Raw genomic sequence first — 6,157 nt, 5'->3', positions numbered from 1 at the left:
TGAAAAAGGGTGGTGGAATGTACAAATATAAAGCCCAATCATTGTAATCGATGATTGGGCTTTACGCGTTCAGTCAATGAAGTGTAACGATTGAACTCGAATCTTGTGGTGCATATTGGACTAACCAGTTTTTGTATATGAAGTAGGATGAGATAGTGGATACATACTCATCGTTCTTCACGGCCCACTCCTGATAGGAGATGTTTAATGAAGTGGTTTTTTTAGCTGCGCAGTATTCCGCTTTTAAAAAGGCAGTGAGGGATTCGAAACTAAAGTCTCGGATCTGGTAATGTTCCAAAAACATAATGATATTTTCATCAAACGTTTCAAATGGATTCGATGAGGTGTTTAGCTCGTGCGTATGATGTAGTTGCATAATATTAACTTAGTCTTCTTATCTTTTTGTTAAACCAGACTAACGTATGGCTATAAACGTTTAGGAAATGTTTAGACTTACATCCCTATACTTTTAATCGGATATATCAACTTGTTTGCAACGTTTGACGTGGTTAGCTTTTTTCTTTGTTCAGTGCCTTATACAAAAGGCTTCACCCATCTTTCATTCAAAATTTGAATGGTTGTGAGTGTTTTATTTGTTTTTGTTATGTGATTATAGCATTCATTATAAAGTCGTTTACTTTACTAATGATATTGAACTTCCGTCCATGTAAAAAAGTATGCAGATGAGTTTGGTTCAAAATGTCAATTAACGGAAAGAATTTGAAGACTTAGTATAAATTTTTGAATAAAGGTAACAATGTAGCGACAGATATGGTTCACCCGGGAATTTTTCTAAGTCGTGTACTTCATTTCCTAACGCCATTTTAAGTGTTTCGTATTATAGCACTCACACGCATTAATATCTGTTAACCAAGCAAGACAGCTTCCATCAAGAAAATAAGGTATAATTTGCACTCATTCTCATAAAAGAGACAGGGCGGATTTTAGTAATCCCAACCATACCTCCGTTTTTCAGTGTGAAGATGAAGCAAACCGATTTCGTTTCATGAAATTAAACCTCGAACCAACTACCGGTTACCCCCCGTTTAATCCATGAACCCTTTTGAATGCTTGGACGATTCATACATCGGGGGGATACGGGCAAAAGGACTTACATAATACTCCCATCCACACAATGAGAGAGGTAATTATGGAACGTTTTAAAGTTGTTGATTCAATTTCTAAGTCGTTAGATCGAGGTGAGACCACGTTCATTATGACTGCTAGCCCAAAGGGTAATGATTATGTGTATTCGGTTGGTCTATCCGTCAGCACGGATAATCAGTTCGAGATCGCCCTCACGGGTTTAAGTCCGGATCAAATGCACTTCTTTGGTAATCATTTTGCTAATCAACTCAAAGAACGTGTAATTGAGTTAGATGAGCCTATCACTTATGTTGAAGAGGTATTCAATGTACCGGTTGCGTTGGTTAAAGTGTCTCAGGACTGTATGCTTGATGGGACGTTCACTATCGCTGAAACCACACTGGGTATGAATGACAAGCAAATTCCGATGTTTCAACTGGTTTTACCCGATCCAAATGGCCGCTTTCCATGGCAAGAGGGCGTTGATGCAAAGTGGAAGTCATATCAAAGTATCTTCTTCGATGTGGCTCAATTTGAAAAATTGTATATCTAAATACTGGCAAAGTCGTGTCACCATGATTCGACTTGTATTTGGCTAAGGATGGACACTATAAATCAATGAACAGGTATGTAATTTCATGTAGTAAACGGGCGGGATCTAAGTATATTCAGACCCGACTGTTTGGTCTGATAAGCCACTTTTAAAAGAGTACTTTTCCAGTTTCCTGTATAAAAACCCGAAAGGGCTGCACAACAACAGGTGAAAGCACTATTGGCTCGAATTTATGGCTTCAGACGTGCTTTATTGATTTGTTCGAACACTCAGTTGTACACGAGTAAAAGTATCATACTAGTGTTTATCTAAATCATAGATCTTCTTGACTCTTCGCTGCTCTGTTGAGTCATAACGCGATAATTCTGACTTCTACCATACTGACTAATAACTCTTTTTTAGTCAGTATGGATGGTTCCTATTTTAACCCAGTTACTTTCTCGGCTTTTACATATCCAGGGGCTGGCAATCCAGTCGATTAAGGTCGATGAGTCTACTCAAACTGTTGACGTTTACTGTCGTCGAGACGGACGATTTAAAGTGACTGACCCAAAATCTAATCAAGCTTGCACCATCAATACTTACGTTTCTCGAACCATTTATGACTTACCGATAAGTGGCCGTTGTTGTCGAATCAATTTTGAGCTTGGGCAAATCCGTATAACCTAAAGATCGTGACGTATTAAAGAGTGTGACTTTGTAGAAAAAGGTGTACGTTATTCCAAAAGATTATGTGAACAAATTAATGGCTTGTGCCGTCACATCCTCGCCAGTGCGATTGCGAGAGACTATGGACCTCGCTGGGAAACGATTAAGAATGTTGACAAGGCGGCGCTTACTCGTTTCGGTGTCCAAAATGTATAAGCAGGTGAAAGGGCTGTGATCTCGGCCAGCTATATTGTTGCCATAAAATTACGGTAAAATATGCTATGGAACATCTATTTAGTTTGAGTTAAGTCCATAATTTAAAATGAAATGTTATTTTTTCAATTAGGGGGGTAGTAAACTCCTTTATTAATCTACAAGCATTGGTTCTTGTAAGAGGTATTTGTAGGTGAAATAAAAGGATTCCATAAATGAAGCGTCTTAGTTTTCTAGCTTTTTGGGCTGTTGTACTGGCAGGTTGTTCTTCGTCAAGTATTGAGCCAAAAACTGAAGTTCAGCCCGTACCTTTCAGTGATGATAATAGCCTTGCATTAAATATTGCTAATCAAACATACTTGAGGCAGCCCTACACTTGGGGACTCGAAACTTACCAAAGCCCACTGAAAGACTTCACTGAGGAAGAAATAAAGGCTATTGAAACTTCTCTAGAAAATAACCGTGGTGATGCTTCGTATGTAGCTTCGGCAATCTCTCTTGCTACGGGTAATTTGATGGGAGCAACAATTCACTTTGCTGGTGGCTCTTTGGAGAAGTTAGTAACATCTGACCATATAGCCTCAAGAGCTGGCTGGATCATAGCTGTTGATTCATCATTGTATAAAGATGGAGTTGCTGCAAATACAGCTGCAAATAAACTTATCGAAGATGCTGTATTAAAAACGTTGAAAGATAAAGGAAATATCCTTACCAATGTAGTTCTTCAGGAAGAAGGCACAGCAACGTTTGGAGGTAAGATTTACGGAAGAACAGGCTACGTTATTGGTGAAGATAAGAAAACCAGTTTTGGGCTTGTTAGTGATGATTACCAAAACAAAAATGGTATGAAGCTTGGTAAGACGAACTTAATTGATGCCGACTCTCAGTATGTAACTATCTGGAACACACCATCTCTCGGTCTTGGTTCAATTTATCTCTTTCATGACAATAAAGTTCAAGGGTATGAGGGGGTAGAGGGCTACGAGCAGTACGTAAAAGACGTTACAGCTAAATTACCAAAAGGGTTTTACTTCTATCTCCCATCTTTTCCACAATCAGGTTATCGCGTTGTCGAAAATATAGAAGACTGGGCTTGTTCAACATGTGGAAAGAAGTTTTCATATCGAATGCTTAACATTCATGTTCCTGCTATATACACACAAGGCAAGAAATATGAGTTTATTAAGCCTCAGATGCAGGATTAAAATTCATTTTCTAATCAAGTAAGCGTCCCTAAACCTTTTTGGGGCGCTCGTACAATCTTCACACCTGGCCAAAATTCTTGTTGAGACAACGGCCAGTGAGCTTCATGAATCGTCATTTAGTTTTGAGCATGTTCTGAGTGAGTCTGCCCACTCCGTGAGTTAAGAATCGAGCGGGTGGGAAGTCATTCCACTGAAAGTGGAATGACAGAAATAGAAAATATCTGTTCGTACCGCTGCCTATTGAAAGCTTGGTTTCTCCTCTATACAAAAGAACCCCATCCTCACCTTAGATCAGGCTTCCAAAAAAGCTTCTGCTTCCTCCCGACTGACCGTGTAATTATGGACATGGAGCGCTTTGTAATGGGTTGGAGTGATAACGTCAAAATGCTTCAGTACCCATTCGGGCATTAAACATTTGATTGAGCGTTTCATGGTATTGATCCCACCACCTTTAGCGCCAAGCTCTTTCATTTTGTTTTCTAGATATTTCCCTTCGGCCACTATTGCCAGAATGCGTTCATCCGATGTATCAAGTGAGTAATGTGGGATTTGAACTAAATGCTGGTGGTCTGAATGACGATTTTCTCTGGGCCGTTGGTTTTGGTTGGGTTGGCTTGATAAGTATCTTTGTAACTCAACTTCAGGTGAAAAGTTGACCATTTCTTTGTGGTGCTCAGTAAGATCCCCATCGATCAGACCACGTGATTCGTATAGGCGTTTTAACTTATCAGCCACTTTCTTGCAGCATTCCGCATCGAACTTGTTCGTTTCATGGTCCGTGAGAGACACTTTGTGCAAAATGGTATGTGCGTCAGCTGTTGTGTCGCTGTCGAAAGATACAGGACGAAGATGCTTCAAACTGAGCTTCTCGGCGTGTGTATCAGGTTCATTTCCTGTTTTCTTATTACTCATAATGACACCCAACCGCATTAAGAATTAAATAAAAATTTGAGATTTTTCAACATACTAATTAATAGTAATTAAGGGTTTTCGTATTGGCAAATCACCAAATAAGATATTGCTGTTTACCGAACTTTGTGTATAGCCATGGTTAATGTAAGGTGTTTTATAAATGGTTATTTTGTATGTTTTTTGTTCTCACATATCAATAGCTCGAACTTTAACTATACATAAGCATATGATTTTTATGGCTAAATTCTTGATTGGGTTTGAATTGCGTCACAATTATTGGCACGGGTTTTTCGATGAAGTCTGTTTACATCTTCTCAACAAATGTGTAATGCACTTCACAGTTTGAATTCCCAGTTAATGATTTTCACTCGGGTGAAGACGCATCCGAGATAAGAAATTTCCCATTTACTTGCCTGTCTTTGTCCGACCCCCATTACCATATTATGTTATCGCAAAAGGGCGACGTTTATTTTTGCCATCCCTCCACCAGCGGCGAACCGACGTTCTTGCACCACCTTGGCAGTAGAGGCGGAGTGTTGGCTGTCTTTCATTGAACAACGAACACTCCAGTTGTCTATCTAAGCTCCATCTCGCTGCCTGAGTTTAACTTCATGGCGGTTTTCGCTAACACCTCGGCCCAGAAATCGGAACTCAGGAGTTTCATCATGCTGAACTTAGGCTTGGTATAGTTCTGTATGTCCGTCACTTGGTACTCATCACGCAGATTTTCACGGATCTCGAAATGCGTTTGAATGTCGTCGGCAAATCCGATTTCAACGGCCTCTGAACCTGTCCAAATGTAGCCAGTGAAGATGTCCGGGTTGTCCGTTTCCAATTTCTCGCCACGACCTTCAATTAACGCCCCTTTGAACTCCTCAAATAATGGCTGGAGGACATGTGATTCTATGTGCTCTGTTGCTTCAGGGTTCTCGGGTAAAAACGGGTCTAGCAAGGCTTTGTTTTTACCCGCTGTGTATGTCCGTCTTTGAACTTGAAGTTGTTGAATCAGTTTGTCGAATCCCCAGGTATCCATTCTGACGCCGACACTGCCGATCAACGAGTTTTTATGGGCATACACTTTGTCTGCCGAGGAGCTGATGTATAAACAAGCCGACGCACACATTTCACCTATCGAAAAATAGACCGGCTTATTGGTGGTTTCTCTCATGGAAATTAACGTCCTATGTAATATCTCGGCCTGCACTGGGCTACCACCCGGTGAGTTCGCTTCAATCAAAATGGCATGAGCCAATGGATCTTTCATGGCTTTTCTTATGCTTTCTGACAGGATAGTTCCATCAGCTGTCGGACTGCCTCTCTCTACAGCTCCCTCCAGTTGTATGAGCGCTATGTGAGGAACCGGCATGTTGAAATAGTGGCTTCGGTATATGGTTTGACCGACCGCGAACAACACACCAAAAACAATGAAACCGACCTTAATACGATTTAGGTTGTGAATAGACCGGTATCGCAGCGTAAACTCTTTGAGGCTTTCTCTCAATGACTTTGGTTCTTGATTCTTTTTTTTAAATATCCGCAT

The 6,157-nt window shown here is 40.4% G+C and carries 4 protein-coding genes; 2 read left to right on the top strand and 2 right to left on the bottom strand.

The genetic code is table 11. The features are described 5' to 3' along the window. The first annotated feature begins 1,150 nt into the window (after positions 1–1,150). Complete coding sequence (locus OH460_RS26350; protein ID WP_270000101.1) at positions 1,151–1,639, top strand: DUF4262 domain-containing protein; 489 nt, start codon at positions 1,151–1,153, stop codon at positions 1,637–1,639. Positions 1,640–2,715: 1,076 nt separating this feature from the next. Further along, positions 2,716–3,705, top strand: a complete 990-nt coding sequence (locus tag OH460_RS26345) for a hypothetical protein (protein ID WP_270000100.1) — start codon at positions 2,716–2,718, stop codon at positions 3,703–3,705. Between the two features lie 291 nt (positions 3,706–3,996). Here OH460_RS26345 and OH460_RS26340 read toward each other — a convergent pair whose 3' ends face one another. Next, positions 3,997–4,617, bottom strand: a complete 621-nt coding sequence (locus OH460_RS26340) for a hypothetical protein (RefSeq protein WP_270000099.1) — start codon at positions 4,615–4,617, stop codon at positions 3,997–3,999. Positions 4,618–5,191: 574 nt separating this feature from the next. Beyond that, complete coding sequence (locus OH460_RS26335) at positions 5,192–6,157, bottom strand: S49 family peptidase (protein WP_270000098.1); 966 nt, start codon at positions 6,155–6,157, stop codon at positions 5,192–5,194.

It is taken from the genome of Vibrio sp. Makdt (assembly GCF_027587015.1).
Classification (GTDB): domain Bacteria; phylum Pseudomonadota; class Gammaproteobacteria; order Enterobacterales; family Vibrionaceae; genus Vibrio; species Vibrio chagasii_B.
This window is presented reverse-complemented; position numbering and strand designations above follow the sequence as displayed.

Bases quoted from the DNA above. Each gene is read 5' to 3' on its own strand.
- OH460_RS26350 (WP_270000101.1), top strand. From the start codon at position 1,151: ATGGAACGTTTTAAAGTTGTTGATTCAATTTCTAAGTCGTTAGATCGA.
- OH460_RS26345 (WP_270000100.1), top strand. From the start codon at position 2,716: ATGAAGCGTCTTAGTTTTCTAGCTTTTTGGGCTGTTGTACTGGCAGGT.
- OH460_RS26340 (WP_270000099.1), bottom strand. From the start codon at position 4,617: ATGAGTAATAAGAAAACAGGAAATGAACCTGATACACACGCCGAGAAG.
- OH460_RS26335 (WP_270000098.1), bottom strand. From the start codon at position 6,157: ATGCGGATATTTAAAAAAAAGAATCAAGAACCAAAGTCATTGAGAGAA.